Raw genomic sequence first — 25,496 nt, 5'->3', positions numbered from 1 at the left:
CGACACGCTCCCGCCGAGGACCCCAGGGTGGTGTCGGCTGCGTCAGTTGATGCAGACGCCTTCCTCGCCGTAGTTCTTCACGTCGGTCGAGCTCGGCGCGGGCTCCGGCTCCGCCGGCTGCGACGCCTCGGCCTCGGGTGCCTCCTCCGCCGGAGCGGACGTCCCGTCGGCGGGAGCAGCCGGGGCGCTGACGGTGATGCCGTCGGTCCCGAGGACGAGCGTGACGCCCGACACCGTGGTGGACCGGACGACGACCGCACCCGGCACCAGCGCGGCGACGGCCTTGGCCTGCGCCTCCTGTCCGGCGGGGTACTGCACCTGCGTCTTCTGCGTCGTGTCCGAGGAACCCGGGGTCCCGACCTGGAAGCCGCGCGCGGTCAGGTTCGCGGTGGCGGTCGCGGCGGCACCGGACGCCCCGCTGCCGTTCAGCACGGTGGCGGTCGTCGCGGCGGGCTCGGCGGCCGTGGCCTTCGTGTACTCCTCCGGCTCGCCCACGAGTCCCTGGACGAAGGCGGGCAGTCCGACGGTGTCGATCTCGACGATGGACAGCGGACGGCCGCCCACCGTGATGGTCGGGGTGCCGAGCGTCGGGATCGTCGCCGACTGGATGTTCCCGGGCCGCAGGTTCCGCATCTGCGTCGCGAGCGAGACCAGGTCGGTGTCCGTCTGGATCGAGCCACCGACGGCACTGAGGATGTTGTTCATCTTGATCGGGTTCAGCAGCGTGCCCGCCGAGAGCACCTTTCGGGCCTCCTGCGACAGGAAGTACTGCTGCCGCACGTTGCGGTCGAGGTCGCCGTTCGGCAGCCCGTGCCGCTGCCGGACGAACGACAGCGCCTGCTTGGCGTCGAGTTCCGAGGTCCCCGCCGGCAGGTCGACGCCGGAGTAGGGGTCGTTCACGGCGTTGTTCAGGCAGACCTCGACCGGCCCGAGCTCCTTGACCACCTGGTAGAAGCCGAGCAGCGACACCCGGACGTAGTGGTCGATCGTCAGGCCGCTGAGGTCCTGGATCGTCTGGATGAGCAGCTTCGCGCCGCCGGTGTCGCCGCCGCCGTTGAGCGTGCCGTAGTAGAACGCACTGTTGAGCTTGCCCTTGCCGACGCCGGGGATCGGCACGTACGAGTCACGCGGGAACGAGATCATCGTCGCCCGGGACCCGTCGGCGCTGATGTGCAGGACGATCATCGTGTCGGTGTTCGTCGCGCCGCCGTCGTCCTCGGTGCTCAGCTCGGCCATCTGCTCGGGCGTCGCGTTGTCCGGGCGGTGGTCGTCGCCGACGAGCAGGATGTTCTGCGCCTGGCCGTCCACGTCGTCGCTGTCGTCGTCGCTCGAGCGCGGGCTGATCGCATCGATCTTCGTCACGCCGCTGTTCAGGCTCGTGAAGGCGAAGGCCGCGTAGCCTCCGGTCAGCACGAGGCCCATGGCCAGCACACCGGCCACCGCCGGCAGGACCACCCCTCCCCCGCGCTTCTGGCGCCCGTGGCGCGGCGGCACGTGGCCGCGGCGGGCACGGCGCGTCGTCTGCTCGGGTTCGATGCTCACCCGGAAACCATAACGGCACAGCGTGGATCGGACAGGGAGATCCCTGAGGGTCCGCGGCCGACGCTGTACGCGCCCGACGTGCTCAGTCGCGCGTGGGCAGGAGGTGGATCGCCTCCATCGCGAGCTCCGCGGCGATGGGTTCACCCGCGGCGACCGCGTCGCGGAGCTTCACGAGCTCGGGACGCACGACGTCGGTGGGGACGAGCTCGGCGAGCTCCGGGACCCGGAGCCGGAACGCGAGGCCGTCGGTGGTCGAGCGGCACAGCTGCGCGAGCGAGGCGTTGCCGCAGGCGTCGGCCCACATCGAGTAGACGTCCGCACCCTCACGCGCGAGGTCGGACTGCTGGTCGGCGTCGAGGCGTGTCAACACGTCGTCGAGCACCCCGAGGACGCGCTCGCGCTCGGCGTCCGAGAACCGCGGGACGGCCAGCCGGACGACCCCGCCGTAGATGACGCCGAGGGTGCGGTAGGCGTCGAGCATCTCGTCCTTCGTCGGGGCGGCGACGCGCGTGTAGCGGTTCGGCGCCATCTCGATCAGTCCGGCCCGTGCGAGTTCTGCCAGTGCCTCGCGGATCGGGGTCCGCGAGACCCCGAGCCACGCGATCAGGTCGTCGTCGTTCAGGCGCTCGCCCGGCTCGAGCGTGCCGTCCATGATCGCGTCGCGGATCTTGTCCTGCACGGTGTCACGGAGCAGCTTGCGCTCTGCGGCCGGCTGCGTGGAGGGGACTGGCATGCCACCAGCGTGTCACATGTGACGGGCTGCGCGCGAGAGGCGCGACGGCCACCACGCGCGGCGGCCCAGGTCGATCACGAGCGCCGGGACGAGCAGCGACCGGACCACGACGGTGTCGAGCAGCACCCCGAACGCCACCACGAAGGCGATCTGCGCCAGGAACAGGATCGGGATCACCCCGAGCGCCGCGAAGGTCGCCGCCAGCACGATGCCGGCCGACGTGATGACACCGCCGGTCGCAGCCAGCCCGCGGAGCACCCCTTCCCGCGGACCGTGTCGCAGCGACTCCTCGCGCACCCGGGTCATGAGGAAGATGTTGTAGTCCACCCCGAGCGCCACGAGGAACACGAACGCGAACAGGGGCACGGACGGGTCGGCCCCGGGGAACCGGAACACGTGGTCGAAGACCAGGGCGCCGACACCGAGGGCGGCCGCGAAGGACACGACGACGCTGCCGACGAGCACGAGCGGGGCCACCACGCTGCGGAGCAGCAGCACGAGGATCAGGAGGATGACGGCCAGCACCACGGGGATGATGACCGACCGGTCCCGGATGCCGGTGTCGTTCGTGTCGACGGCGGTCGCCGTGACGCCGCCGACGACGGCTCCCGGGTCGATCCGCTCGACGGCGATTCGGAGGTCGCGCACGGTCTGCTCGGCGGCGGCGGAGTCGGCGGGGTCGGCGAGGGTCGCCTCGAGCAGGACGTCGCCGCGCGACACCGTCGGCTCCGCCGCACCCGCGGTGTTCCCGGCGGCGGCGTCCGCACCGGCGACTCCCGTGCCGGCGGCTCCCCCGCCGACGGGGACCGTGCCCGACGGTGCGTCGGTCGAGGCGGCGACCACCCCGTCGACCCCGCGGACCGAGCGGACGGCGTCGACGAGGGCGTCCAGGTCGCGCTCCGCACCGATGACCTGCGCCGGGCTCCCCGATCCGCCGGGGAAGTGGTCGGCGAGGACCCGCTGGCCGTCCCGGGCCTGGGATGCACCGATCACGAGGTCGCTCTGCGGGACGCCGTCGGCACGGAGCCCGATCAGGCCGCTGCCCATCGCCAGGAGCGCGACCGTGCAGACGATCCAGACCGTGCGGGACCGACGCGCGACGAGGCGCCCGACCCGCGCCCAGAGCCCGGTCGCCTCCGGACCGGTGGTCGGACGACCACCGGAACCGAAGGTCGGTCGCAGGGGCCAGAACGCCGCCCGGCGGAACGCCAGCAGCAGGGCCGGCAGCAGGGTGAGGGCGGCGAGCAGGCTGAAGGCGATCCCGATCGCCGCGACCGGGCCGAGCGCCTTGTTCGAGTTCAGGTCCGACAGGAGCAGGCAGAGCACCCCGACGATGACGGTGCCGCCCGAGGCGACGATCGGCTCGAACGCTCCCCGGAGTGCGGCCCGCGTCGCCTCCCAGCCGGTGCGGTGCTCGCGCAGCGCCTCGCGGTAGCGCGCCGTGTAGAGGAGCGCGTAGTCCGTCGCCGCACCGATCACCAGGATCGACAGGATGCCCTGCACCTGCCCGTTGACGGTCACCACGCCCGCCTTCGCCAGCGCGTACACGACGAGGATCGAGGCGCACAGGGCGAAGGTGGCCGTGCCGAGCACCAGGAACGGCAGCAGCGGCGAGCGGTAGACCACGACCAGGATGACGAACACCGCGGCGAGCGCCACCCCGAGCAGCAGGCCGTCGATGCCCGCGAACGCCTCGGTCAGGTCGGCCGTGAAGCCCGCCGGGCCGGTGACGTACCCGGCCACACCGGAGGGCAGCGCGTCGTCCACCGCGCCCCGGATCGCCGTGACCGCGTCGCCGGTGTCCGCGTCCTCGGTCAGCGTCGCGACGATCTCGGCCGCGTCGCCGTCCTCGCTCGGGATCACCGGGCTCGTGCCCTGCACGTCGTCGCGCTGGTCGAGGGTCTCGGCGATCCGGGTGGCCGTCGCGAGGTCGTCGCGGGTCAGTCCGCCGTCGCGCTCGAGCACGACGATCGCGGGCGCTCCCGATGCCTGTCGGAACTCCGCGGCGCGCTCCTGCACCTTCGTCGCGTCGGCCGACGCCGGCAGGAACGACGTCTGGTCGTTCGTGGCGACCTCGGAGATCTTCCCGAAGACGGGGCCGCCCACCCCGGCCACGACGAGCCAGACGAGGATGACGAGGGCGGGCAGGACGACGCGCAGGAACCGGGGCACGACGGCGAGCGTACACCGATCATCAGCATGCTGACGATCTCGTCCCGAGCGGTGCGCGCGAGGTCCGGCCGTAGACTCCCACCATGCACGAACCCGCGGAGCAGTGGCCCCTCGGACGCCTGCTCTCCGCCGCCGCACGTGCCGTCGAGCGCGAGTGGGACGAGCGACTACGGGCGGTCGGGCTGACCCACGCCGCCCTCGTCGCGATCGACATCCTGCTGCGGACCGGCCCGACCGGAGCCGACACGATCGCCAGGACCGCGCGCGTGCAGCCCCAGACCATGTCGCGGACCCTCGAGCGAGCGGAGCGGGACGGCCTGGTCGAGCGGACGTCCCACCCCGAGGACCGACGGCGCCGCGTGGTGTCCGTCACCGACGAGGGCCGCCGAGCCTGGGAGACCGCGCAGCACATCGAGCGCGAGGTCCTGCCCGAGGACGTCGAGCTGCGGCGACGCCTGACCGCCGTCCTCCACCGCCCGTGACACTGGAATACCAGATGTAGTAGACTCCCCCGGTCGGCACAGGGCCGACCCGACTGGCAGGAGTCCCGATGTCCGAGCGTCGTGCTGCCCGAGCCGCGGCCGAGGCAGCAGCATCCCGTACTCGACGGAAGCACCCGGTGCTCGTCGCACTGCTCGCCACCGTCGGCGCCCTGGTCGGCGTCGCCACCGTGCTCGCGGTCGTCGCAGCAGCCTTCGTCGGGAGCCTCGCGCGGAGCTTCGACATCCACGCCGAAGCGATCGCCGACCCGTTCCCCGCCGGCGCCCGCCCCGCGCCCTCCGGCAACGCCGTGAACGTGCTGCTCATCGGCTCCGACTCCCGCGCCGGCCTCGACGCCGACGGTGACCGTGCTGTCGGCGGGCGATCGGACACGCTCATGCTGGCCCACGTGCCCGCGGACCGTGAGCACGTGTACCTCATGTCGATCATGCGCGACTCGTGGGTCGACGTCCCCGGCCACGGCCAGGCGAAGATCAACGGCGCGTACTCCTGGGGCGGCGTCCCGCTCACGGTGCAGACGGTGGAGCAGCTGCTCGACGTGCGGATCGACCACGTGGCCGAGGTCGACCTCGCCGGGTTCGCGGACATGACGGATGCGCTCGGCGGGGTGACGGTGCAGTCCCCGCAGGACTTCACGGCGCGGGGCCACCGGTTCGTCCGCGGCGCGAACCGGCTCGACGGCGAGCAGGCCCTGGCCTTCGTGCGGGAGCGGTACGCCTTCGTCGAAGCCGACCACACCCGCGTCCGGAACCAGCAGGCGTTCCTGCGCGGGGTCCTCGACCAGGTCGTCTCCCGCGGCACCCTGACGAACCCGGGCCGGCTGCAGGAGTTCGTCACCGCGACGAGCAGCCACCTGGCGGTCGACCCCGGCCTCGACGCCGCGACGATCGCACGTCTCGGGTGGTCGTTGCGCGGGATCGGGCCGGACGACCTCGTCACGTTCACGATGCCGACCGCGGGCGGCGGGACCGCACCCGACGGCCAGTCCTTCGTCGGTCTCGCCGAGCACGACCGCGCCGCGATCTCCACCGCGCTGCGGTCGGACGACCTGCAGCGGTGGCTCGACGACCGGCCGCGCTGACCGTCGTGCCGGCGGGCTCGGACAGCACGAGACCCCCGTGGCGCGTGTGCACGGGGGTCTCGTGTCGGATCGGGAGGTCGATCAGGCGGGGAGCTGGAGCTCCTGGCCGGCGTAGATCAGGTTCGCGTCGTCGATGGTCGACGTGTTCGCGGCCCAGAGCTTCATGTAGCCGCCGTCGATGTTCAGCTTCGTCGCGATCGTGTCGAGCGTGTCGCCCGACTGGATCGTGTAAGTCTTCCCGCTGGTCGGCACGGCGGCGGGCTTGCTCGAAACGGCCGCCTTCGGAGCGGCCGGCGCGACTGCCTTCGGAGCGGCCTGCGTGGTCGCCTTCGGCGCCGCCTGCTGCGGTGCGGCCTGCTGCTGCGGTGCGGCGGGGGCCGCGGCCTGCGGAGCCGCACCCGTGGTGCCGCTCAGACCGAGCTTGGCGGAGCAGGCCGGCCAGGCGCCCCACCCCTGCGAGGCGAGGACGCGCTCGGCCACGGCGATCTGGGCCTCGCGGCTCGCGGACGCCGGGTTGCCGGAGCCACCGTTCGCCTGCCAGGTGCCGAGGTTGAACTGCAGGCCGCCGTAGTAGCCGTTGCCGGTGTTGATGGCCCAGTTGCCGCCGGACTCGCACTGCGCGAGGGCGTCCCAGGTCGAGCCGGACGCAGCGTTCGCGGGTGCTGCCGCGAGGCCGACACCGGTCGCGGCGATGCCGGCGAAGGCCAGGCCACCGACGATGGTGCGGGTACGGGAAAGCTTCTTCATGGTTGATCGCTCCACCGGGACCACGGACCTGGCGCCCGCCTGAGCGGACCCGGTCGCCACTGCCCGTCCCGACCGATCGCGGTCATGTCGTGGGGTGCGCCGCCGGGGGCAGTGGTCTCGTGCCGGTGGCGCTGGTCGGCAACCATAGGAAATTCGCGACTGTTATCAAACCGAGACAATGAGTTCTACCCGTGAGTGCTATGTCCCCCACCGGTCTTCCTGAGTGCCTCGATCACCATGGGCATGCAGATCGACCTGTACCCGGGTACGTGACCTTGGCAGTTTCCTGGCAATGCCGCGGACGGGAGGCCCGTGGCGGCCTGGCAGCGAGCCTCCCGACCGCCGCCTGGTCGCGTCCTGGTCATCGCCTGGACAGCAGCGTCACGGCCTCCAGGTGGCCAGTCTGCGGGAACATGTCGAGCACGCGCGCCCGCCGCAGGCGGAGCGACGGCATGCGCGCGAGGTCCTTCGCGAGGGTGACCGGGTTGCAGCTCGAGTAGACGACGTGCTCGACGTCGGACTCCTCGAGCCACGTCGCGAGCGTCTCGCCGATCCCCCGGCGCGGCGGGTTCACGACGACCAGCTCGGGCAGCGCGTCGGACCGTGCGCGGAGGGCGTGCTCGGTCGCGTCGTCGGCGGCGAAGCGGACGTCGGTCAGCCCGGCCTCACGGGCGGACTGCTTCGCGGAACGGATGGCCTCACGGCTCGTCTCGATCCCGGTGACGGCACGGCCCGGGCGCGCTGCGTGCAGGGCGAAGCCACCGACACCGCAGTAGAGGTCCCACATCGAGGCCGGCCCGACCTCGTCGATCCACGCCGACGCCTGGTCGTACAGCTGGCGGGCGACGCTCGTGTTCGTCTGGAAGAAGCTCTGCGGTCGCAGGTGCATCGTGATCGAGCCGAACCGCATCGGCAGCGTCTCCTGCTCGGTCAGCACGACCTCGCGGTCCCCCTCGGTCACGGCCTTGTGCTCCGGGAGCAGGTTCGCGGTGACCACGACCGCCTCGGGCAGCACCCGCCGCAGGTCGTCGAGGCGCTCACGCAGTCGTGGCAGCTGCCCCTCGGAGCGCAGCACGAAGCGCACCATGAGCTCGCCGTCCGGGGACTCGGTCACGAGCACGAACTTGAGCTCGCCCCGACGGGCGGCGACGTCGTACGGGATGAGCCCGGCGTCGGCGATGAACTCCGCCAGGACCGGGAGCGCCCGCTGGATGCCCGGCGTGCAGATGCCGCAGTGCCGCAGGTCCACGCCGCGCTGCCGGTGGTCCAGGATCCCCACCGTGGGACGCTGCACCGTCCCACCGACGACCATCTTCGCCTTGTTGCGGTAGCCGGACTCCGGGCTGGTGATCGCCGGCAGCCACTCGACCGACCCCGGCCCCCCGGCAGCGTCGACGGCGTCGCGCAGGAGTTCGCGCGTGCGGATCTCCTTGTCGAGCACCTGGTCGCCGTAGGGCTGGCCCATGAGCGTGCACGACCGGCACACCCCCCGGTCGAAGTAGTCGCACTGCATGGCCGGGTCAGGATACGGCAGCCGCATCCCTCGTCGTGGTCGCGATGCGGTAGAGCGAGGTCGTCGCGGTGACGAACAGGGTGGTGCCGTCGTCGCCGCCGAAGCACAGGTTGGCCACGACCTCGGGGACCGGGACGTCGCCGATGCGGTCGCCGTCGGGCGCGAACACCGTCACACCCCGGTGCGTCGACGACCAGACGTTGCCACGGACGTCGACCCGGATGCCGTCCGGCACACCCTCGCCCTCGCCGAGCCGGGCGAACACACGACCGTTCTTCACCCGCGCCCCATCGACGTCGTAGGCGCGGACGACCGGCTCCTCCGACGAGGAGCTCGCCACGTACAGCACGCGCTCGTCGGGCGAGAAGGCGAGGCCGTTCGGCTCGTCGACGTCGAGCACCACGGGGCGCAGGTCTCCGCCGTCCGGACCGCACCGGAACACCCAGTGGTCGCCGTACTCCCGCTCCCCCGGGTGTCCTTCGCGCGGCTGCGTGATGCCGTACGCCGGGTCGGTGAACCAGATCGCACCGTCCCGGGCGACCACGACGTCGTTCGGCGAGTTCAGCCGCGCGTCCGCCCAGCCGTCGACGACCGCGCTGACCACGCCGTCGCGGTCGCGCTCGACCCGTCGCCGGCCGTGCGAGCACTGCACGACGGAACCGTCACGGTCGAGGGTCCGGCCGTTCGTGTACTCGACGCCCGACGCGTACACGGTCGTCTCGCCGGACTCCTGGTGCCACTGGAGGATCCGGTCGCCCGGGATGTCCGACCACCGCACCGTGCGGGTCGACGGGATCCAGCACGGCCCCTCGGCCCACGTGCTGCCCGTGGCGATCCGCTCGAGCGCATCGGGGTCGGGGACGAGTTCGGTCAGGCTCGGCACGTGTCCTCCTCCGGACGGTGCCCTCCACGCTACGACGTCAGGCGGGTGCAGCGGCCTCGGCGCGGCGACGCAGGGCCTTCTCGACCGCGGAGATCCCGAGGCCGAGCAGGATCGACGCCACGACCGCGAGGGTCGTCACGAGGAAGGGCTGGTCGCGACTCCAGCTCCCGGTGGCCGCGGCGATGCCGACGCAGTACGCCGCCCAGACCACGTCGGCGACGAGGCAGGTGACGAGGAAGCGCCGGAGGTCGAGGCCGCTGTCCGCACCGACCAGGTTCGTGGTGAGCCGGCCCATCGGGATGAACCGACCGAGGACGGCGATCCGCCCCGGGGCCTTGCGGTACCGGGCGTCGATCGACTCCCGCGCCTTCCGGACCTTCGGGCGGCTGAACCACGAGCGCGAGCCGAGGTCGACCGTCCGTGCGAGGTGCCACAGCGCGACGTCGCCGAGCACCATGCCGACCGTCGCCGCGACGACGAGGACGAGGACCGGCAGGAGTCCGCCGTCGCCCCCGACCAGCAGGGTGCCGACGGCCACGACGAGCGCCTGGCTCGGGAGGAAGACCGCGACGCTGCCCGCGGCGAGCACGAGCCCGACGACGAGGAAGGCCCAGGGCGTGCCGACGAGCTGGAGCACCATCTCCTGTGCTGCGTCCACCGGTCACCTCCGTCGGCGCGGGCACGCCGGACTCGATCATCCCAGGTCGTGCCCCGGTCGGTGCTCGGTGCGGCGCACGATCTCGCGCATCACGGCGGCGGCCTCGTCCGGCCGACCCTCGGCGACCGCCTGCACGAGCGTGCGGTGCAGTCCGACGTCGTGGCGGTCCAGACGGATGCTGCCGCGCTCGCGGAGCGTCTCGCCCACGACGTGGTGCAGGCGTCGGTACAGCGCGTTGCCGGACAGTTCCAGCACGAGGGAGTGCAACCGGACGTCCGCGATCGTGAAGTCGACGCGACGGTCGTCGGCCGCAGCGGACGCGAGCTCGTCCGCGGTGGCGAGCAGTGCCTCCCGTCCGGCCGCGCACTCCTCGCGTGACGCCCGCCGGGCCGCCGCGGCGGCTGCTGCCGGTTCGACGGCGGCGCGCAGCTCGCGGAGTTCGACGGCGACCTGCGCCGCGTCGGGCCCCTGGAGGCGCCAGCGGACGACGCGCGGATCGAGGACGTCCCATTCCGAGGGGTGGGCGACGACCACACCGACCCGGGGTCGCGCACGCAGCATGCCGAGGGCGGCGAGGACCCGGACGGCCTCGCGCACGATGCTGCGGCTCGCGCCCGACCACGCCACCAGGTCATCGGTGCTCCGGCGGCTCCCCGGGGCGAAGGCGCCGCCGACGACGGCGGCACCGATCCCGTCGAGCACCCGGTCGAAGGCGCTGGTCACCGCTGCGCGATGGGCGACAGGACCAGCTCGTCGATCCGCACGTGCGCGGGCTGTCCGAGCACGAAGGCGACGGTCCGGCCGACGTCCTCCGGCTGCAGCATCCGGGCGCGCGCCGCCGCGTCGGGGACCTCGGGTCGCTGGTCGAGGAAGTCCGTGGCGACGTCACCCGGGCACAGGTGGGTGGCGCGCACGCCGTGCTCGGCCTCCTGCTGGTTCAGCGTCCGGACGATCGACCCCAGGGCGGTCTTGCTCGCCGAGTACGCGACGCCGGCCCCGGGCTGGAAGGACCAGCCCGCGTAGGACGACACCACCACGACCACGCCGCCCGACTCCCGGAGCGTCGGGAGCGCCGCGTCGACGACCGTCACCACCGCCGTCGTGTTCGTGGCGAGGACGGCACGGACGCCGGCGAGCGACTGGTCGTCCCAGCGCCGCGCCGGCGTGTTCAGCCCCGCCGCCAGCACCAGGCCGTCGACCCGGCCGTGCCGGTCGAGCACGGCATCGCGCGCGGCGGACACGGCGTCGGCGTCGGTCACGTCGAGCGGCAGCACCTCCGCCGTGCCGCCGACCGCCCTGACCTCGTCCGCGACCTGCTCGAGCCGGTCCGGGCGTCGACCGCTGAGCACCACCGTCCACCCGTCGCGGGCCGCGGCGACCGCGCTCGCCGCCCCCATCCCGCTGCCGCCACCCGAGACCCAGAGCACCTTCGCCGTCATGCTCGAATAGTATGACCATTGGAGGCACCGGCGCCCGTCGGTCCTCGTCAGCGCCGACGACGGGATCCCAGATGCACCTCGACCTGACCGACCGCGTGGTGGTCGTCACCGGAGCCGGTCGGGGGATCGGCCGGACCCTTGCGGCGCGCTTCGCCACCGAGGGGTGCCGCGTCGTCGCGTTCGACCTCGCCTTCGACGACGAAGACGGAACGGCGGCAGGCACGCGCGCCGTCGACCGGATCGTGTGCGACGTCGCCGACCCGGGCTCCGTCCGGGCTGCCGTGGACGAGGTCGTGCGCCGACACGGCACCGTCGACGTGCTCGTCAACAACGCGGGCATCAAGGTCACCGGGACCGTCGCCGAGCTCGGGTGGGCCGAGTGGCGGCGCTGCATGGACGTCAACCTCGGCGGCACGTTCCTGGTCAGCCAGGCGGTCGCGCCGGTGATGCAGGCGGCCGGACGCGGGCGGATCGTCAACGCTGCGTCGTTCGCGGCGATCGTGCCGAGCGTCGGGAGCGCGGCCTACGCGGCGTCGAAGGCCGCGGTCGTCTCGTTCACGCGGGTGCTCGCGTCGGAGCTCGGCCCGTGGGGCATCACCGTCAACGCCTACGCCCCCGGGATGGTGCCGACCGCGATGAACGGGTTCGCCGGGATGCCGCAGGCCGACCAGGACCGACTCCTGGACACGCTGTCGCTCCGGCGGTGGGAGACGCCGGACGACGTCGCCGACCTGCTGGTCTTCCTGGCGAGCGATGCGTCCGCGTACATCACGGGCACGCTCCTCGACGTGTCCGGCGGCAAGCTCGCGACACAGATACCGGCGCGCGCGCACGGTCGCTGAGGTCGAGCCCGCGCGCAGTGCTCCAGTGCGGAGCAGAGTGGAGGGAGCGCTCGCGTCAGCTGTCCGGTCGTTCAGGAAGTTGCCATCCGCCTCTCCGTAGGCTGTGAGGGCCCAGTGAGCCGGACTGCAGCCCGACCCCGAGGAGGTGCCCGATGGTCTCCGTCCTCGTCGCGTTCGCGATCGTCGCCCTGATCGTCCCCGCCCTGACCCCGCTGATGGGGCGCCGCGTGTTCTACGTCGCCGCCCTCGCTCCGGCCGCCGCCGCGGTGCTGACCGTCGCGCAGACCGATGCCGCCCTCCACGGCGGGGTCACGAGTCGGTGGCAGTGGATCCCGGAGCTGGACCTCGCGCTGTCCCTGCGGATGGACGCGCTGTCGTGGGTCCTCGCCCTGGTCGTCTCCGTCGTCGGGGCGCTCGTACTCGTCTACTGCGCGTCCTACTTCGAGCGGGACGAGCCCGGACTGGGCCGGTTCGCGTCCGTCCTGACCGCGTTCGCCGGGTCGATGTACGGCCTGGTCGTCGCGGACGACGTGATCGTGCTCTTCGTGCTGTGGGAGGCCACGACGGTCTTCTCGTACCTGCTCATCGGGCAGGACGCCGACAAGCGCGCGAGCCGGGCCGCCGCCATGCAGGCCCTCGTCGTGACGACCGCCGGCGGCCTGGCGATGCTCGCCGGCCTGGTCGCCCTGTCGGTCACCGCGGGCACCACGAGCCTGTCGGGGATCATCGCGCAGGCGCCGGAGCTCGTCGACCGTCCCGGGCCGCTCGTGCCCGTCGCGGTCGTCCTCGTGCTCCTCGGCGCACTGACGAAGTCGGCGATCGTCCCCTTCCACTTCTGGCTCCCGGCAGCGATGGCCGCTCCGACCCCGGTCAGCGCCTACCTGCACGCGGCCGCGATGGTCAAGGCCGGCATCTACCTGGTCGCACGACTGGCCCCGGCGTTCGCGCTGCTGACCGGCTGGCGCGAGACGATCACGGTGCTCGGCGTGCTCGGCATGCTGATCGGCGGCTACCGCGCGCTGCGACAGACCGACGTCAAACTGCTGCTCGCCTACGGCACGGTCGCCCAGCTCGGCTTCCTCGTGCTCGCGGCGGGCTGGGGCGCACCGGCCGTCGCCCTGGGCGGGGTCGCGCTGCTCGTCGCCCACGCCACCTTCAAGTCGACGCTGTTCCTGGTCGTCGGTGCGGTCGACCACGTGACGGGCACCCGCGACCTGCGGAAGCTCAGCGGACTCGGGCGGAAGCTGCCCTGGCTGGTCGTCGTGGCCGTCCTCGCGCTCGCGTCGATGGCCGGCATCCCGCCGACGATCGGGTTCGTCGCGAAGGAGGCCGTCCTGACCGGCTTCGTCGAGGAGCTCCACGGACCGCAGGCCGCCTGGGCGTGGATCGCGCTCGTCGGGGTGACCCTCGGCTCGGTGCTCACCGTCGCGTACTCGCTCCGGTTCCTCTGGGGCACCTTCGCCCGGAAGCCCGGCGTGCCGGACACCGAGGCGCACGGCCTGCACGGGCTGGGTGTCGTGCCGTCCGTCCTCGCCGTCGCCGGCCTGGCGCTGGGCGTGCTCACCCCCGTCGTCGCGCACGGCATCGAGCCCGCCGCCACCGCGGCCGCACTGCCCGAGGGCGAGGTCCCGCACCTGGCGCTCTGGCACGGGCTCGAGCCCGCACTCGGCCTCTCCGCGATCACCCTCGTCGGCGGTGTCCTCCTGTTCCTCGCACGACGCCGGGTGGAGGCCGTGCAGCACCGGCTCTCCGGGTCGCCGAGCGCGGCGGACACCTACCGGAAGACCATGCGTGGGCTCGACCGCCTGGCGACCGGGCTCACCGCCGGCGTCCAGCGCGGCTCGCTCCCCTACTACCTGACCGTGATCCTGTCGGTGTTCGTCGCCGGTGCGCTGGCGAACCTCGTGCTCGGCGGCCCGTGGGCGTTCCGCGTGCGCTTCGCCGACTCGTGGGGCCAGGTGCCGGTCGTCGCCGTGATGGCCGTCGCCGCGATCGCGGTGCTGACCGCGAAGACCCGGTTCGCCGCCGCGGTGCTCGTCGGCGTCACCGGCTACGGGATGTCCGTGCTCTTCGTCCTGCACGGTGCCGTCGACCTCGCGCTCACCCAGCTCGTGGTCGAGACCGTCACGCTCATCGCGTTCGTGCTGGTGCTCCGCCGGCTCCCCCCGCGGATCGCAACGGCCAATCCGTCGCGCTTCCGGATCGTGCGGGCCCTGTTCGCCGGTCTCGCAGGGGCCACGCTCGCCGTCGTCGTGGTCGTCGCGGCGTCGGCACGGAACAGCACCCCGATCTGGCCGGACATCCCGGCGCTCACGAAGTCCTTCGGCCACGGCCTGAACGTCGTGAACGTCGCCCTGGTCGACCTGCGCGGCTGGGACACCCTCGGCGAGCTGACCGTCGTCGTCGCCGCGGCCACGGGTGTCGCGAGCCTGATCTTCCTCGACTCGCGCGAGGACACCCTGCCGCGACTGCGCGACCTGCCCGCGAGCGTGACGAGCGACAAGCACCGCCCGGACGGCGAGCCCCGCGCCTGGCTGCCGACGAGTGCGGCGATCCCGACCGGCCGCTCGGCCCTGCTCGACGTGGTCGTGCGCCTGCTCTTCCACGGCCTCGTCGTGCTCTCGCTCTACCTGCTCTTCGCCGGGCACAACACGGCGGGCGGCGGGTTCGCCGGCGGCCTCGTCGCGGGCATCGCGCTGGCCGGTCGGTACCTGGCCGGCGGTCCCGCGGAGCTCGGCGCCGCCGCACCGGTCCGTGCCGGACGCCTGCTCGGACTCGGTGTCGCGACCGCGGCCACCACCGCGATCGTCCCGCTGTTCTTCGGGAAGGAGGCCCTGTACTCCGCGTTCTTCGAGGCGACCGTCCCCGTGCTCGGCCACGTGGAGTTCGTCACCGCGACGTTCTTCGACATCGGCGTCTACCTGGTCGTGGTCGGGCTCGTCCTCGACGTGCTCCGGAGCCTGGGGGCCGAGGTCGACCGACAGCGCCTCGAGGACTCGCGGGCACGCATCACCGACACCACGGAGGGCGACGTCGACGACAACGCCGCCGCCGCGACCCCGGAGGGGAGTGCCGTATGACCATCACCCTGGTCCTCGTCATCGCGATGGCGGTGCTGTTCTCGTGCGGCGTGTACCTGCTGCTCGAGCGGTCGCTGACCCGGATGCTGCTCGGTTTCCTGCTGCTCGGCAACTCCCTCAACCTGCTGCTCCTCATCATGTCCGGCGCCGCGGGCAAGCCCCCGATCGGCGGCTCGTCCGAGGGCATCACCGACCCGCTCCCCCAGGCGTTCGCCCTGACCGCGATCGTCATCACCTTCGCGGTGAGCGCGTTCCTGCTCGCACTCATCCACCGCTCGTGGAAGCTGTCCCGCGCCGACGAGGTCGAGGTCGACGAGGCCGACGTCGCGATCGGCAAGGACCGCGACGACGACCCCGCGGACGACGACCCCGAGATCGACACCGACCCCGAAGCGGTCCAGAACGAGGAGGCCTCGCGATGACCTGGCTCGTCCCCCTGCTCGTCCTCGTCCCGCTGCTCGGCGCCGCCATCGCGCTCGGCCTGCTCCGGCACCAGAAGCTCCAGCGCGCCATCACGGTCGCGGTGCTCGCCGTCGCCGTGGTCGTCGCAGCAACGCTCATGGTGCTCGTCGACCAGCACGGCACCATCGTCGTGCAGGTCGGCGGGTGGCAGGCGCCGTACGGCATCTCGCTCGTCGTCGACCGGCTGAGCGCCCTGCTCCTCACGGTGAGCGCGAGCGTGCTCCTGCTCGTGCTGCTCTTCTCGATCGGCCAGGGGCTCGCGGCCGACGACGAGGACGCCCCCGTCACCATCTACTACCCGACCTACCTGGTGCTGGCAGCCGGTGTGCTCGACGCGTTCCTGGCCGGCGACCTCTTCAACCTCTACGTCGCGTTCGAGATGCTCCTCGTGGCGAGCTACGTGCTCATCACCCTGGGCGGCAGCGAACAGCGCGTCCGTGCCGGCACGACGTACATCATCACGAGCCTGATCGCCTCGGCGCTGTTCCTCGCGTCCATCGGTCTGGTCTACGGCGCGACCGGAACCGTGAACATCGCGCAGATCTCGGAGCGCGTCGCCGGGCTCCCCGAGCACGTGCAGCTCCTGCTCCACACGATGCTGCTCATCGCCTTCGGCATCAAGGCCGCGGTGTTCCCGCTCGCCTTCTGGCTGCCCGACTCCTACCCGACCGCACCGGCGCCGGTCACCGCGGTGTTCGCCGGGCTGCTCACCAAGGTCGGCATCTACGCGATCATCCGGCTCGAGACGATCATCTTCCCCAGGCCGCAGCTCAACACGGTGCTGCTCGTGGTCGCGGTGCTCACGATGATCGTCGGCGTGCTCGGGGCCGTGTCGCAGACCGACGTCAAACGCCTGCTGTCCTTCACGCTCATCAGTCACATCGGCTTCATGGTGATGGGCGTCGGGCTCGGCTCCGTCGTCGGCACCGCCGCGGCCGTCTTCTACACGGTGCACCACATCGTCGTGCAGACCACGCTGTTCCTGGTGTCAGGGGTGATGGAACGCGTGGGCGGGACGACCTCGACCCGGTCGCTCGGCGGACTGCTCAAGGCCGCTCCGCTCCTCGCTGCCCTCTACCTGGTGCCGGCGTTCAACCTCGGCGGCATCCCGCCGTTCTCCGGCTTCATCGGCAAGCTCGGCCTGTTCCGCGCCGCGGCCGAGGACGGCTCCCCGATGGCCTGGGTGACGATCGCTGCCGGGGTGGTCACGAGCCTCCTGACCCTGTACGCGCTGATGCGCGTCTGGGACGCCGCGTTCTGGCGGCCGAAGCCCGCCGCCGAGGCGGCGGCCCCGCACGCCAGCACGGCGGAGCCGCACGCGCACCTGCGGTCGCCGGAACCGGCGCCGCTGACCGTGTCCGAGGAGACCGGCGAGGCGTACCACCCGGGAGGCTCGACCACCGTCACCGACGCGGCGCACGCGAGCAGTGCCTCCCGTCCGGCCACCGGCCAGACCCCGGCCGTCGAGCCGTCGGTCCACACGCCGCTGCCGCGGATGCTCGTCGCCGTCACGACCGTGGCGGTCCTCGGGTCGGTCGCGCTGACCGTCGTCGCCGGGCCGCTCTACGGGTACGCGACCCGCGCGGCCGAGTCGCTGGAGTCGCCGGCGCGCTACGTGCAGGCGGTCCTGGGCATCACGGACGGAGGCACCCGATGAGCGACACCCGCCGCATCACCAACGCCCGACGGATCGCCGTCGCCTGGCGGTACGACGTGCCGCTCGTCGCCGGGCTGACCGTGCTCTGGGCGCTGCTGTGGGGGTCGTGGAGCGTCCTGACGCTGCTGTGCGGCGTCGTCGTCGCCCTCCTCGTGACGCAGCTGCTCCCGCTGCCGCCGGTCCCCCTGTCGAAGCGGTTCTCGCTGCCGCGCGCGCTCTGGTTCCTCGTGGTCTGGGCCGGGCACGTCGTCGTCGCCTCGTTCAAGGTGGCCTGGGCCGCGATCCGACCCCGCGGCGTCCGGCAGAGCTCGATCGTCCTCGTGCAGCTGCACACCACGTCGGAGATGACCTTCACGCTCGCCACCCTGGCGATCTCCCTCGTGCCCGGGTCGTACGTCGCCGACGTCGACCTCCCCCGCCGACGCCTGCTCGTCCACGTGCTCGACACCGAGCGCCGCGAGCAGGTCGACCAGGAGCGACGGACCGTCGCCCGCATCGAGGAGCTCGTCATCCGCGCCATCGGGTCGAAGCAGGACGTCTCCGAACTCGCCGAGCCGCTGCCGGAGGTGACCCGGTGAGCGCCGCGGTCGTCGTCATGGCCGTCGGGATCGCCCTCGTGCTCGTCCTGCTCGGCGCCACGCTCGCACTGGCCGTCGGTCGGATCGTCCGCGGTCCGACGATCCTCGACCGGATGATCGGTTCCGACATGGTGCTGACCACCGCGCTCGTCGTGATCGCCGCGGCCATGATGATCCGCCGCGACCTCACCGCCGTACCCGTGCTGGTCGTCATCGCGGCGACGAGCGTCTTCGCGACCATCGCCGTCGCACGGATCGTCACACCCTCGTCGGACCCGTCCGACGAGGGGATCGACGTGACCACGCCGGAGCACGCCGTCGAGGAGGAGTCGAAGTGATCGAGATCCTGGAGTCCTTCGTCGACGGCGCCGGCGTCCGTGCGTGGATCGCCCTCGGGTTGATGCTGATCGCCGCGGCGCTGTCGCTCGGCGCCGCCGTCGGCATCGTGCGCTTCCGGGACCCGCTCGTCCGGCTGCACGCGATGGCGAAGCCGCAGGTGCTCGGCCTGGCGCTCGCCCTGGCCGCCGTCGTCGTGGCGGTGTGGACCTGGACGGCGTTCTGGGTGGTGCTGCCGGTGCTCGTGTTCCAGCTCTTCCTGGTGCCGGTGTCGACGCACATGATCGCCCGTGCCGGGCTGCGGTCGAACGACTACCGGCACGAGGACCTGCTGGTCGACGACACCGAGGACTGACTCACCCGGCAGCGCGGACGGCAGCCTCGTCGTCGTCCGAGAGTCCTGCGCCGTGCGGGTGGACCGGTTGCCGCTGCTCCCACGCGACCACGTCCGCCAGCGTCTCGGCGAGTGGGCGCCGCCTCAGGCCAGCCGAACGTGCGCGGTCTGCCGGTCGGTCGTTCATGCCCTGGTGGTCGTCGTCGGGGATCCACAGCGGCAGGGACCGCTCCCCTGCCCACGGTGCCACCCCGCGCGCGAGGAGCACCTCGTCCGACAGCGGCTCGACCGGGACGTCCACGGCCGCTGCGGCCCGTGATGCCTCGAGGTGCTGCCCCAGCGTGACGACCTCGCCGGTGACGTCGTGGACGCCCGCTCGGCCGCCCTCGGCCGCTCCGACGAGCCACTCCGCGAGGTCGCGGACGTCGATCACGGAGGTCGGCCGATCGGTGCGCGCCGGGACGACCACCGCGCGGCCGCTTGCCGCGGCGCGGGCGAACCGCCACGGCCAGTAGCCGGAACGTCCGGTGTGGTCGCCCGGACCGCCGACGAGTCCGGCCCGCGCGATCGAGGCGCGCTCGGGGCCGAAGGCGTCGAGGACCGCACGTTCGCACGCCACCTTGGCAGCGCCGTACTCGGCGGGGTCGTCGGACGGCTCGACGACGGCGGCGTCCTCGTCGGCACCGCGCTCGGCCTGGGAGGCGTAGACGCTCACGGTCGACACGAGGACGTACCGGTCGGCAACGGGCTCGAGGTCACGGGCTGCGCGACGGACGTGTTCCGGGGAGCGGGAGACGTCGACGACCGCATCCCATCGCTCGCCGGCGACCCCGGTCAGGGCGTCGTCGCTGTCGCGGTCGGCCCGCACGAGTCGGGCGCCGGTCGGGATGTCCGCGCCACGAGCGACGCACGTCACGTCGTGCCCGGCGTCGAGGGCGTACTGCACGACGGTCCGACCGAGCCAGGCGGTGCCGCCGAGGACGAGGATGCGCATGCAGTCCAGCCTGCACCGGGCGGCGACCGGGCGTCGCGCAGCGCCGGGGGTCAGGCGGTCACGGCGACCGCGGTGCCCTCGCGCCGAGCGAGCAGCAGGTCCGCCACGGCGGCGACGACGACCAGCGCGGCGGCGTACGCGGGGAACGCCATCGCGGCACCGGTCCCGAACCGCTCCGCGACCTCGCCGACCACGGCCGACGCGACGGACTGCCCGACGATGACCGCCGAGCCGAGGATCGTCATCGTCGTCGCCGAGCGTCCGACGGGCGACCGGTCCGATCCCAGGCTGTACTGCGCCACGAGCGTCGGACCGATGCCGATGCCCATGATGCCGAGCACGAGGACGACCGACCCGACGGAGTCCGCCCGGCTGAAGGCGATCGCGCCGCCGAGCAGCACGACGCCGAACACGAGCCAGCGCCAGGCGACGCCGAACCGCTGCGGGAACGCCGCCGAACCGAGGGCGAGCGCCGCGGACCCGATCCCCATCACGCCGTAGAGCAGGCCCGCCCGGGACGCCTCGCCCTGCTGCTCCGTGAAGGCCGTGAGCGAGGTCAGCGTCGACCCGAAGAAGAGTCCGATGCCGAGGATCCCGACGACGACCACGAGGAGCCGCGGACGGAGCAGCTGCCGGACCGGGGCACGCGTCTCCTGCGCCGGCCCACCGACGACGAGGGCGCCGGTCGGGTGCAGGGCGAAGGCGGTGACGAACACGAAGGTCAGCGCCGAGGCTCCCGCGACGGCCACCCACGGCGCGATCGTGCTCGCGAGCAGACCGACCAGGAACGGTCCGACGATGAAGACGGTCTCGTCCGCGGCGGACTCGTACGCCATCGTGCCGCTGAACACCTTGTCCCGTCGGGCCCCGGACATGCGCTGCCGGATGATCGCGACGAGCCGCGTGCGGGACATCGGCGCGACCTGGGGCGCGGTCGCACCGATCAGGAACGACATCGCCAGGACCGCGAGGTCGGGCGCGGTGCTCGCGACGACGAGCGGCAGGACTCCGAGGAGCACGGCGTTCGCGAGTCCGACCGGCACGAGGACGGCGCGCTGACCGAAGCGGTCGGCTGCGGCACCGACGAGCGGCCCGAAGATCGCCGAGCCGATGCCGACGAACGCGGAGTTGATGCCGCCGAGGGCGACGGAGTCACGGGACGCGACGACGAGGGTGAGGACACCGACGACCATCATCGCGAACGGCAGACGGGCGACGAAGGCGATCGGGAAGTACCACCGGCCGGCGAGGGAGACGAGGGACGCGTCGGAGCGTCGGGGTTGGAGCATGAGGGGGTGTGCCTTCTGGGGCCCGGCCTGTCGGGCAGCGGGCCCATCGGGTGCCGCCGCTGTCCGTCGGTGGGGCCGACGGCCGGTAGATACACACTGCTTGCTGTTGTGTCCGTCCAGGGTACCAAGGCCGTCCGGACGGCACACGGGGTCGGGTCGGGACGCACCACGGGTCGGCCGGGAGGCGCGTGGCGGGCCCGCCACGCGCCTCCCGGCCGTCGTCAGCCGCGTCGCAGGCCGTCGTCGATGCGTGCCAGCAGGTCGGCGGCGGCGCCGAGGCCGCCCTCGTCGCCACCGAGGGCGGTGCGGAGCCGGCCTGCCCAGTGCGCGTGCAACCGCGCGATGCTGTCGTCGGCGAGGGCGGTGGGGTGCAGCTGCACGGTCCGGGCGTCGTCCGGGTCCGTGCGACGCTCGACCATGCCCTTCGCGACGAGGGAGCGGAGCGCGACGCTGCAGTTGCTGCGCTGCAGCGCCGTGGCGTCGGCCACGGCACTCGGGGACGCACCCGGGTTCCGGTGCACCCACCGCATCACGAGCGCCTCGGTGCCGGTCAGCGGGACGATGTCGAGCGCGTGCGGGCCGTGCGGGTCGACCTCGCGACCGATGCGCAGGACGACGTCGGCGAACTCGGCGAGGGCGTCGTCGGAGACCGCTGGTGCCATGCCGTCACTGTACCGTCCTGGGTCAATGAGTTATGGTTTCATAACCATGACGACGGACACCGGATCCATCCGCGCCACCACGGCGACGCCCTCCACCCGCCCCACGGGCATCACGACACCCCTGCTGCTCGTGCTCGGCCTGCTCAGCGCGGTCGCCCCCTTCGCGACCGACCTCTACCTGCCGGCGTTCCCCCGGATGACCACGGAGCTGTCCACCTCGGCGACGACCGTGCAGCTCACCCTGACCGCGTTCCTGGTCGGCGTGACCGCGGGGCAGCTCGTGTTCGGACCGCTGTCGGACCGCTTCGGCCGGGTACCCCCGCTCCTTGCCGGGGCAGCGCTCTGCGTCCTCGCGAGCGCCGCAGCGGTGCTCGCGCCGAACGTGGCGGTGCTGATCGTCGCCCGGCTGCTGCAGGGCCTCGGCGGCGCGGCCGGCATGGTGATCGGCCGCGCCGTGATCTCCGACCTGGCGACCGGCAGGCCCGCCGCCCGCGCCTTCTCGCTCATGATGATCGTCGGCGGGGTCGCACCCGTCGTGGCACCGCTCCTCGGCGGGCTGCTCACCGGACCGATCGGGTGGCGCGGACTGCTGACGATCGTGCTCGGCCTCTCGGTGCTGATGCTCGTCGCCGTGCTCGCCGTCGTGCGGGAGACGCACCTGCGCTCACGTCGTGACGCCCTCCGGGCCGAGCGCACGGCGTCCGGCTCCCCGCTGCGAGCCCTGCGGTCGCGCACCTTCGTCGGGTACACGTCGGTCTTCGGCTTCGCGTTCGCGGTCATGATGGCGTACATCTCGGCGTCGCCGTTCCTGTACCAGGGCATGCTCGGGCTCGACACCGTCGGCTACGGACTCGCCTTCGGCCTGAACGCACTGGCGCTGATGGGCGTGAGCATCCTGTCGGCGAAGCTCACCGCGACCCGCTCGGTCGAGGGCGTGCTGACATCGGGCATCGTCCTGGTGACGGCCTCCACCGTGGCGTTCGCGCTGCTCGTCGCGACCGGGGCACCCGTCCTCTGGCTCGCGGTGCCGCTCTTCACCGCGGTCGGGTCGCTCGGCCTCGTGCTCGGCAACGCCACCGCGCTGGCGCTCGGTGCGGTGCCCGGGGTCGCCGGCAGCGCGTCGGCGGTGCTCGGCGCCCTGCAGTTCGGGCTCGCGGCGCTCGTGTCGCCGCTCGTCAGCATCGGGGGCGAGGGCACGGCGGCACCGCTCGCGGTCGTGATGCTCGCGGCCGCGGTGGTCGCCGTCGTCGCGCTCGTGGCGGCGCGGTGCAGCCGGGCCTAGCGGCGCGCGGTCAGCGGCGGACGCGGAGCGGCACCGCGGCTCCCTCGCGCGGGCGGAGGAACGGGATGCGCGGCATCGCCCAGTCCACCCACACCACCCGGGCGGCCGGTGCCACGGCGAGCGCCCAGAGGATCGAGGCCGCGGCGTCGGTCGGGTAGTGCACGGCGTCGATCGACACCGACAGGAAGACGACCACGATCGCCACGACGCCGACGACCCGCGCAACCTGGTGCCACCGGGTCTCGCGGACGACCCACACGAGCGCGATGACGAACGCGGTGATGTAGACCGTGTGCCCACTCGGGTACCCGGGGTCGGGCTGGACGGGGAACGGGTGCGGCAGCAGCGCCACGTCGGGCCGGGCGCGGTGGACGATCTCCTTCACCACGGCCGACGGCAGCCACGTGATCGCGATCGTCATCCCGAAGCCCAGGGCCGGTCGGAGATCCCTGGCCCGCCACCAGATGATGCCCGCGACGACGAACGTGATCGCGATCGCCGGCACCGGACTGATGACGTGGTAGACGGCCGTCGTGAACGCTCCGACCGCGCCGGTGTGCAGCGTGTTGAACGCCTTCGCGAGACCTATGTCGACCGAACCGAGGAAGAACCCGATCACCGTCAGCACGACCACGGCTCCGATGCCGATCGTGACGGTCGCCAGCGGGTGGGGATTCGGCTCGAGGATGCCGACGACGTCGGCCCTCCTGCGGCGGCGCTCGGGCTCGGTGCTCATCAGCCCATCGTCCCAGGAGGACCCGCTCGTGCCCGGCACGGACGGCCCCCGCAGATCAGAGAGCACTCAGTCTGCCTGGCCCTGGTCCGCATGCGGCATCCACAGGGCCGACGGGCGACGCGCCCCACGTGCCAGGCTCGTCGGATGCTGGTGGCCTACGTCGACGAGTCGTACGACCGAGAGCGGTACTACGTCGCTGCGGCGATCGCCACGCTCGACCAGTGGGACGCCGTCACGGAGCGGATGACGGGGGTCCGCAGGCGAACCGCTGTCGAACACGGAACCGATCCGGCGATCGAGTTCCACGGCCACGAACTCATGGGCGGTGCCGGCTCGTGGCGATCGTTGCGAGGCAGGCATCGTGAGGCTGCGGGCATCTCCCTGGCGGTTCTCCGGGCTGCACTCGACTGCGGAGTCCGGTACGTCCTGTGCGGAGTGGACACTGCACAGCTCAAGGCCCGGTCCCACGATCCACGGACGCCGCACGCAGTCGCCTTCGGGCACGTCCTCGAGCAGATCGATCGGTACACGGGTGCGTGCGGCGACGGGGAGCAGGCGATCGTCGTCGCCGACGAGATCGCGACGCAGGCAGAACACCAGCGCGCGTTCGCCGGGTACCAGGAGTTCGGCACACCGGGTTCGCAGTCGTCCAGGCTCCGGAACATCTCGTCCCCGATCAACTTCGCGTGCTCCCGGTTCGCCGACGGGCTGCAGGTCGTGGACCTCGCCGTCTCCGTGCACTACCGCCGGGAGCGCGTCCGCAATCCGCACCCGGCCGCTCGCAGGACGCTTGCACAGCAGTGGGCCGCGATCGCACCGGCAGTCGTCCACCGGGAGACGTGGCCGACCGACGGAGGTGCCGACGACTCCGACGAGGAAGAACGAAGGCCCCGGTGACGGGGCCTTCGGCTGGCGACGTTCCGAGAACCGGCCCGTCGTGCTTCCACGGTAGCTCAGGACGGCCGTCGTCGCGACCCCTCGCCCTGCAGCTCGACGCGCTCGAGCAGCCCGGCTCAGTCCTCGACGTCGAACACGACGACGCGACTGCTCCCCGCGCCGATGTGGTCGGCGACCGGGCGGTGCTCCGGGTGCGGCAGGTAGCCGGCGAGTGCCTCGCGGTCGCGGAAGCGCACCGTGAGCATCCAGTCGAACCCGCCCTCGAGACCCTCGGTGCTGATGCTCGGCCCCGAGTGCACCGACTCCACCCCGTCGATGCGGGGAAGGTGCTCGCGGCACAGGTCGTCCGCTCGCGCGGCGTGCTCGACGGCCCCGTCCCGCGCTGCGTCCCACTGCACCAGCACCACGTGCGTCACACCGGCCATGTCCTGCTCCCGTCGTCGTCGCCCACACTGCCCCCCGGGCACTGGGACACCACCCTGCCTGTGTGCGCACGCGGGCACGCGACCTACCGTCGGCCGGGTACGAGACGACAGGGCACGACGAGAGGAACACCATGGCAAGCGGAGTGGCAGCGGTCTGGGTACCGGTCAGTGACATGCAGCGCGCGGTCGCGTTCTACCGCGACGCGCTCGGCCTGACGGTCGCGAGCGAGGACGACGACTGGAGCGAGATCGACGCGAACGGGCTGCGCATCGGCCTGAACGCCCGGGAGTCGGCGAGCCCGTCGAGCGGGGGCGGCGCGGTCGTGTCGTTCCAGCCGGACGGGAGCATCGAGGACGAGGTCGCCGACCTCCGGTCGAAGGGCGTCGAGTTCGCGGGTGACGTCAGCGAGCACCCGTGGGGCAAGATCGTCCCCTTCAAGGACAGCGAGGGCAACGACCTGCAGCTGTACGCACCGCCGCAGGGCTGACGTGCGCGGGTCGCGGACGCGACCCGATGACGGACGGGAGGCGCGGTGGCACCTGGCACCCCGCCACCCCTCCGTCAGCCGGCCCGCCCGGCGCAGCGGCGTAAGGAGTCGATTGTGTCCCCGCGCTGCGGTCCGGGCGAGCCGGGCGCGGACTCGGAGCGCGGC

General features: G+C 72.6%; 26 protein-coding genes. 12 read left to right on the top strand and 14 right to left on the bottom strand.

Going from position 1 to position 25,496, the window contains the following annotated elements:
* Window positions 1–42 precede the first annotated feature (42 nt).
* The 3 genes from ACIPEQ_RS14670 to ACIPEQ_RS14660 form a co-directional block, all read right to left on the bottom strand.
* A complete protein-coding gene (locus ACIPEQ_RS14670; protein WP_209824455.1) occupies window positions 43–1,542 on the bottom strand; it encodes an LCP family protein in 1,500 nt (499 codons plus the stop codon).
* 82 nt (window positions 1,543–1,624) lie between these two features.
* Entirely contained in the window at window positions 1,625–2,275 is a 651-nt protein-coding gene (locus tag ACIPEQ_RS14665; protein ID WP_402715735.1) for a GntR family transcriptional regulator, read from the bottom strand.
* A gap of 12 nt (window positions 2,276–2,287) precedes the next feature.
* Window positions 2,288–4,447: an efflux RND transporter permease subunit gene (locus tag ACIPEQ_RS14660; protein WP_250367761.1), complete on the bottom strand. Its 2,160-nt coding sequence runs from the start codon at window positions 4,445–4,447 to the stop codon at window positions 2,288–2,290.
* Between the two features lie 83 nt (window positions 4,448–4,530).
* On the opposite strand from ACIPEQ_RS14660, the gene ACIPEQ_RS14655 reads away from it, so the two are divergent.
* Window positions 4,531–4,929 carry a MarR family winged helix-turn-helix transcriptional regulator gene (locus ACIPEQ_RS14655; protein ID WP_402715734.1) on the top strand — a complete coding sequence of 133 codons (399 nt, stop codon included), beginning with the start codon at window positions 4,531–4,533 and terminating at the stop codon, window positions 4,927–4,929.
* A 68-nt stretch (window positions 4,930–4,997) separates the two neighbouring features.
* Window positions 4,998–6,029: an LCP family protein gene (locus ACIPEQ_RS14650; RefSeq protein ID WP_402715733.1), complete on the top strand. Its 1,032-nt coding sequence runs from the start codon at window positions 4,998–5,000 to the stop codon at window positions 6,027–6,029.
* Window positions 6,030–6,110: 81 nt separating this feature from the next.
* Here ACIPEQ_RS14650 and ACIPEQ_RS14645 read toward each other — a convergent pair whose 3' ends face one another.
* The 6 genes from ACIPEQ_RS14645 to ACIPEQ_RS14620 form a co-directional block, all read right to left on the bottom strand.
* Window positions 6,111–6,776: a transglycosylase family protein gene (locus tag ACIPEQ_RS14645; protein ID WP_126891742.1), complete on the bottom strand. Its 666-nt coding sequence runs from the start codon at window positions 6,774–6,776 to the stop codon at window positions 6,111–6,113.
* A 361-nt stretch (window positions 6,777–7,137) separates the two neighbouring features.
* On the bottom strand, window positions 7,138–8,289 hold the full coding sequence (rlmC, locus tag ACIPEQ_RS14640; RefSeq protein WP_402715732.1) for a 23S rRNA (uracil(747)-C(5))-methyltransferase RlmC: 1,152 nt from the start codon (window positions 8,287–8,289) through the stop codon (window positions 7,138–7,140).
* Between the two features lie 7 nt (window positions 8,290–8,296).
* Window positions 8,297–9,172 carry an SMP-30/gluconolactonase/LRE family protein gene (locus ACIPEQ_RS14635; RefSeq protein ID WP_402715731.1) on the bottom strand — a complete coding sequence of 292 codons (876 nt, stop codon included), beginning with the start codon at window positions 9,170–9,172 and terminating at the stop codon, window positions 8,297–8,299.
* Window positions 9,173–9,209: 37 nt separating this feature from the next.
* On the bottom strand, window positions 9,210–9,830 hold the full coding sequence (locus ACIPEQ_RS14630; RefSeq protein WP_402715730.1) for a DedA family protein: 621 nt from the start codon (window positions 9,828–9,830) through the stop codon (window positions 9,210–9,212).
* A gap of 36 nt (window positions 9,831–9,866) precedes the next feature.
* Window positions 9,867–10,553, bottom strand: a complete 687-nt coding sequence (locus ACIPEQ_RS14625) for a FadR/GntR family transcriptional regulator (protein WP_402715729.1) — start codon at window positions 10,551–10,553, stop codon at window positions 9,867–9,869.
* Entirely contained in the window at window positions 10,550–11,269 is a 720-nt protein-coding gene (locus tag ACIPEQ_RS14620; RefSeq protein WP_402715728.1) for an SDR family oxidoreductase, read from the bottom strand. Before ACIPEQ_RS14620 ends, ACIPEQ_RS14625 begins: the two co-directional genes overlap by 4 nt.
* 71 nt (window positions 11,270–11,340) lie before the next feature.
* On the opposite strand from ACIPEQ_RS14620, the gene ACIPEQ_RS14615 reads away from it, so the two are divergent.
* The 7 genes from ACIPEQ_RS14615 to ACIPEQ_RS14585 all read left to right on the top strand — a co-directional run bounded on the left by ACIPEQ_RS14615 (window position 11,341) and on the right by ACIPEQ_RS14585 (window position 18,579).
* Window positions 11,341–12,111: an SDR family NAD(P)-dependent oxidoreductase gene (locus ACIPEQ_RS14615; RefSeq protein ID WP_402715727.1), complete on the top strand. Its 771-nt coding sequence runs from the start codon at window positions 11,341–11,343 to the stop codon at window positions 12,109–12,111.
* Window positions 12,112–12,263: 152 nt separating this feature from the next.
* Window positions 12,264–15,191 carry a Na+/H+ antiporter subunit A gene (locus ACIPEQ_RS14610; RefSeq protein WP_402715726.1) on the top strand — a complete coding sequence of 976 codons (2,928 nt, stop codon included), beginning with the start codon at window positions 12,264–12,266 and terminating at the stop codon, window positions 15,189–15,191.
* Complete coding sequence (locus ACIPEQ_RS14605; RefSeq protein WP_209684376.1) at window positions 15,188–15,613, top strand: Na(+)/H(+) antiporter subunit C; 426 nt, start codon at window positions 15,188–15,190, stop codon at window positions 15,611–15,613. Before ACIPEQ_RS14610 ends, ACIPEQ_RS14605 begins: the two co-directional genes overlap by 4 nt.
* On the top strand, window positions 15,610–17,310 hold the full coding sequence (locus ACIPEQ_RS14600; protein ID WP_402715725.1) for a Na+/H+ antiporter subunit D: 1,701 nt from the start codon (window positions 15,610–15,612) through the stop codon (window positions 17,308–17,310). The genes ACIPEQ_RS14605 and ACIPEQ_RS14600 overlap by 4 nt, the downstream gene beginning before the upstream one ends.
* Window positions 17,307–17,888 carry a Na+/H+ antiporter subunit E gene (locus ACIPEQ_RS14595; RefSeq protein WP_402715724.1) on the top strand — a complete coding sequence of 194 codons (582 nt, stop codon included), beginning with the start codon at window positions 17,307–17,309 and terminating at the stop codon, window positions 17,886–17,888. Before ACIPEQ_RS14600 ends, ACIPEQ_RS14595 begins: the two co-directional genes overlap by 4 nt.
* Complete coding sequence (locus tag ACIPEQ_RS14590) at window positions 17,885–18,226, top strand: sodium:proton antiporter (protein ID WP_126891751.1); 342 nt, start codon at window positions 17,885–17,887, stop codon at window positions 18,224–18,226. Before ACIPEQ_RS14595 ends, ACIPEQ_RS14590 begins: the two co-directional genes overlap by 4 nt.
* Entirely contained in the window at window positions 18,223–18,579 is a 357-nt protein-coding gene (locus tag ACIPEQ_RS14585) for a cation:proton antiporter (RefSeq protein WP_402715723.1), read from the top strand. The genes ACIPEQ_RS14590 and ACIPEQ_RS14585 overlap by 4 nt, the downstream gene beginning before the upstream one ends.
* Before the next feature lies 1 nt (window position 18,580).
* Here the strand turns inward: ACIPEQ_RS14585 and ACIPEQ_RS14580 are convergent, their stop codons facing one another.
* The 3 genes from ACIPEQ_RS14580 to ACIPEQ_RS14570 all read right to left on the bottom strand — a co-directional run bounded on the left by ACIPEQ_RS14580 (window position 18,581) and on the right by ACIPEQ_RS14570 (window position 21,503).
* Window positions 18,581–19,552 (bottom strand): NAD-dependent epimerase/dehydratase family protein, encoded by a 972-nt coding sequence (locus ACIPEQ_RS14580; RefSeq protein ID WP_402715722.1) that lies wholly within the window; start codon window positions 19,550–19,552, stop codon window positions 18,581–18,583.
* Between the two features lie 50 nt (window positions 19,553–19,602).
* On the bottom strand, window positions 19,603–20,841 hold the full coding sequence (locus ACIPEQ_RS14575; protein ID WP_402715721.1) for an MFS transporter: 1,239 nt from the start codon (window positions 20,839–20,841) through the stop codon (window positions 19,603–19,605).
* A gap of 221 nt (window positions 20,842–21,062) precedes the next feature.
* Window positions 21,063–21,503: a MarR family winged helix-turn-helix transcriptional regulator gene (locus ACIPEQ_RS14570; RefSeq protein WP_402715720.1), complete on the bottom strand. Its 441-nt coding sequence runs from the start codon at window positions 21,501–21,503 to the stop codon at window positions 21,063–21,065.
* 46 nt (window positions 21,504–21,549) lie between these two features.
* Here ACIPEQ_RS14570 and ACIPEQ_RS14565 point away from each other — a divergent pair, with 46 nt between their 5' ends.
* Window positions 21,550–22,785, top strand: a complete 1,236-nt coding sequence (locus ACIPEQ_RS14565; RefSeq protein ID WP_402715719.1) for a multidrug effflux MFS transporter — start codon at window positions 21,550–21,552, stop codon at window positions 22,783–22,785.
* A 10-nt stretch (window positions 22,786–22,795) separates the two neighbouring features.
* Here ACIPEQ_RS14565 and ACIPEQ_RS14560 read toward each other — a convergent pair whose 3' ends face one another.
* Window positions 22,796–23,521 carry a phosphatase PAP2 family protein gene (locus tag ACIPEQ_RS14560; protein WP_126891180.1) on the bottom strand — a complete coding sequence of 242 codons (726 nt, stop codon included), beginning with the start codon at window positions 23,519–23,521 and terminating at the stop codon, window positions 22,796–22,798.
* A 144-nt stretch (window positions 23,522–23,665) separates the two neighbouring features.
* Between ACIPEQ_RS14560 and ACIPEQ_RS14555 the strand changes: the two genes are divergently transcribed.
* A complete protein-coding gene (locus tag ACIPEQ_RS14555) occupies window positions 23,666–24,418 on the top strand; it encodes a DUF3800 domain-containing protein (protein ID WP_402715718.1) in 753 nt (250 codons plus the stop codon).
* A 116-nt stretch (window positions 24,419–24,534) separates the two neighbouring features.
* On the opposite strand, the gene ACIPEQ_RS14550 is transcribed toward ACIPEQ_RS14555, so the two are convergent.
* Window positions 24,535–24,843 carry a Dabb family protein gene (locus ACIPEQ_RS14550; RefSeq protein ID WP_126891178.1) on the bottom strand — a complete coding sequence of 103 codons (309 nt, stop codon included), beginning with the start codon at window positions 24,841–24,843 and terminating at the stop codon, window positions 24,535–24,537.
* 131 nt (window positions 24,844–24,974) lie between these two features.
* On the opposite strand from ACIPEQ_RS14550, the gene ACIPEQ_RS14545 reads away from it, so the two are divergent.
* A complete protein-coding gene (locus ACIPEQ_RS14545) occupies window positions 24,975–25,331 on the top strand; it encodes a VOC family protein (RefSeq protein ID WP_209676094.1) in 357 nt (118 codons plus the stop codon).
* Window positions 25,332–25,496: the final 165 nt, after the last annotated feature.

Source organism: Curtobacterium sp. NPDC087080, assembly GCF_044745105.1.
Lineage (GTDB): Bacteria > Actinomycetota > Actinomycetes > Actinomycetales > Microbacteriaceae > Curtobacterium.
Note: the sequence above shows the minus strand (reverse complement) of the source record. Positions and strands in the feature narration are given on the sequence as shown.